The organism is uncultured Catenibacterium sp., from assembly GCF_900540665.1.
Lineage (GTDB): Bacteria > Bacillota_I > Bacilli_A > Erysipelotrichales > Coprobacillaceae > Catenibacterium.
The window spans coordinates 1-3,147 of sequence record NZ_UQGV01000118.1 but is presented as its reverse complement, the minus strand read 5'-3'; the positions used below and the strand labels follow the sequence as shown (position 1 = coordinate 3,147).

Below are 3,147 nucleotides of genomic sequence, written 5' to 3'. Positions count from 1 at the left end.
TAGATTCCCCATTTCATAGACCATTACGCCACCTTCTGGGATATCCACAACTTCTACATGGTCTAATATTTCAGGACCAAAGACCTTTTCATCACTATAAACTTGAGCCTGCATATTTGTGATTGTCAGAAGTTTGCCCTTCACAATAAAAGAGAATTTATAAACATTCTGTGAACCCTCTAAAGAAATCTTTTCTACAAGAATCTTATCAGGATCAACGCCTAATGTTTCAAAGATACGAGACTGCTGGAAAGACAAGGCTTTCTTAAGTTCTTCATTTAATTCTTTATCTTTTGAATAATCTTTTGTAGTGTAATCCTTCTGTGTGGCAAGTACATCTACATCTAACATCCATGGATCAAATCTAAATTCCATTTTATTTCTCCTCTACTAATTCATTTTTAGTTTGTGTACGATAATCTACTAATCTTTCAAACCAGATCTTACATAATGCACCGACTGGTACAGAAACGAGCATTCCTAAGAATCCGCCTATCATACTACCGATAATAAGAGATACGATGACAAGCACTGGATGAATATCGATACTTGCACTCAGCAATCTTGGGTTGATGATATTACCATCTACACCCTGAATAATCAATAATGCAATAAATGCCCTTAAAGCCATATGTAAATCACCAGTCACAAGCCCTATAATCGCAATAGAGCCATATCCTAGAAATGGTCCAACATAAGGTACGAAGTTTCCTATACCAACTAATAACGCAATCACAATCCAGAACTTGATATGTAAGAAACCAAACGCAATACTTACCATTATAAACATAAGAAATGCATCAATGACCTGACCACGTACATAGCCAGAGAACACACCTTCGACATCCACTAATAATTGGTGAATGACAGCATCTACTTGTCTACTAGTGAAGGCTTTAATACTCTTACTCCAATAGTTCCATAACTTTTCTCCATCAAGCATAAAGTAAATCGCAAAGATGATAGAAAATAAAAGATTAGTAAAGAAGTCAGAAACCCTAGTAATAGCACCTAGAATATTAGTTGTCAAACCATTCGTAAATGTCTTTAAGAACTGCTGTAATTGTACTGTAGAGATACTCATGGTCTTTAACTGTATAATCATTTCTTCATAGAATGCATTCACGTTCTTCGCAATAATACGTAAGAAATCACTCATATCCTTAAATTGTGTTACAGCTAATTCTTTACCTATACTTCTAATCACAAATGCAGATAATAACGCAAAGACAAATAATACAATTAAAGAAGTAATAGCAACAGATAACTGATGACTGAATTTCTTCTTTTCCTGGAAATAAGAAATATTTCTAAGAGATGATTCCACCTTTTCTACTAAAGGCTTTAATAAATAAGCAATCACAAAACCAATGAGTAAAGGTGTGAAAATCTGACTTAAAAAGCCCCATCCTTTTTGAATCCATTTTAGGATATCTGACATGTTACTGCCTACTGCAATGACAAGATAAATCGCAATTACAGTTGCGACTACATAAACCGCAATCTGCGTATATTTTCTATTTGGTTTAAAATGAAACATAATACCTCCTTACATAAGAGGACTAAAGAATCGTAAGATACATCTCCATCCTCTTAATACAACACTTGTATTTATATACTTCTCTGATACATCCTGACTGATTTCAAATAATTCATCAAAGTCTTCTCTTAATTCTTTGACTGCATGATTATGTGTAAACCAGCAGCCATTTTCAAAGTGTAGATAAAGACTTCTAAAGTCAAAATTAATTGTACCAACAGCACCGACCTGATCATCGACTAAACATTGTTTTGAATGAATAAAACCTGGTGTATATTCATAGATATGAATACCTGCCTGCACAAGATGTGAATAATAACTTCTTGTCATTGCAAAGACAACAGCTTTATCAGGAATACCTGGAGTAATGATTCTTACATCGACACCTCTTTTTGATGCAAGAATGAGTTCTCTTTGCATTTCATCACTCAATATCAAGTAAGGTGTTGTGATATAAATATGATGAACAGCATGCTTGATCATATTTAAATAGACATTCTCCCCTGTTTCTTCATCATCTAAAGGTGTATCAGAGTAAGGTATGATATAACCTTCCCCTTCCACTTGATACCTTTTCAAATAAGGTGTGAGATCTTCATTGTCTTCTTTACTAGATGTCTGCCACATCTCAAAGAATATCTTTGTGAGAGAGTCTACTGCATCACCCTCTAATCTTACCCCAGAGTCCTTCCATAGTCCATAAGGATGTGTGTAATTGAAGTATTCATCAGCAAGATTATAGCCACCTGTATAGCCTACCAGACCATCTATGACAGTTATTTTACGATGATCACGATTATTCATAAAAGTATTTAAAACAGGAAAGATAGGATTAAATACACGGCATTGTATACCCTCTTCATGAAGACGTGTTCTAAACTTATTATTAATAAAGCCAACACTTCCCATATCATCATAAAAGACTCTGACATCCACACCCTGTTTTACTTTTTCAACAAGTATATCTTCAATCTGTCTCCATGCCTTTGAATCTTCAATAGCATGATATTCCATGAATATGAATTCCTTTGCATTATTTAAATCATTTAATTGTGCATCTAATGCTTCATTTGTAGAACTATAGAATTTCATCTTCGTATGATTAAAGACAGGGAAACCTAAAGAGTTTAAATAATACGCTTCAGTCGCATGAAGAGGATCATCATGTTGAAGTTCTTCATACCCACTTGTTTCTATTTGATATGTATTAAGATAAGCATTTACCTTATTGAACTTCTTCTGTACTGTCTTTAATAAAGAAGGTCTACCAAACATAAGATAAATAGCTAAACCAAAGACAGGAAAGATAAGAATCAGGACAATCCAGGATAACTTAAAAGCACTATTATCAGGTCTGCCATAGATACGTAATACACATAAGAATGCAATCAAACTCATAATGATATCAAAAGCGGCATAATACTTGGATAAATATATCGCAAGCTTCACAATCAAGAAAACCTGAATAATAATCAGAAGTGCTGCAATCATTACTCTTACAACACTATTTTTTACTGCGCTTTTACTTTCAACTGTATTCATAAAAACCTCCTAATAGAGTAGACAAGAAACAATGTTAATATTGGAATTAATCATTATTTCTGCGC

The 3,147-nt window shown here is 33.7% G+C and carries 3 protein-coding genes; all 3 read right to left on the bottom strand.

Features of this window, described 5'->3' with window-relative positions:
* On the bottom strand, nucleotides 1-375 hold a 375-nt coding region (locus tag QZQ55_RS10755; RefSeq protein ID WP_295093207.1), incomplete at its 3' end, for a hypothetical protein.
* A gap of 1 nt (nucleotide 376) precedes the next feature.
* Nucleotides 377-1,540, bottom strand: coding sequence for an AI-2E family transporter (locus QZQ55_RS10750; protein ID WP_295093205.1), 1,164 nt, complete (start codon nucleotides 1,538-1,540; stop codon nucleotides 377-379).
* 9 nt (nucleotides 1,541-1,549) lie between these two features.
* On the bottom strand, nucleotides 1,550-3,082 hold the full coding sequence (gene cls, locus QZQ55_RS10745; protein WP_295093204.1) for a cardiolipin synthase: 1,533 nt from the start codon (nucleotides 3,080-3,082) through the stop codon (nucleotides 1,550-1,552).
* Between the last annotated feature and the right edge of the window lie 65 nt (nucleotides 3,083-3,147).

Bases quoted from the DNA above. Each gene is read 5' to 3' on its own strand.
- QZQ55_RS10750 (WP_295093205.1), bottom strand. From the start codon at position 1,540: ATGTTTCATTTTAAACCAAATAGAAAATATACGCAGATTGCGGTTTAT.
- cls (WP_295093204.1), bottom strand. From the start codon at position 3,082: ATGAATACAGTTGAAAGTAAAAGCGCAGTAAAAAATAGTGTTGTAAGA.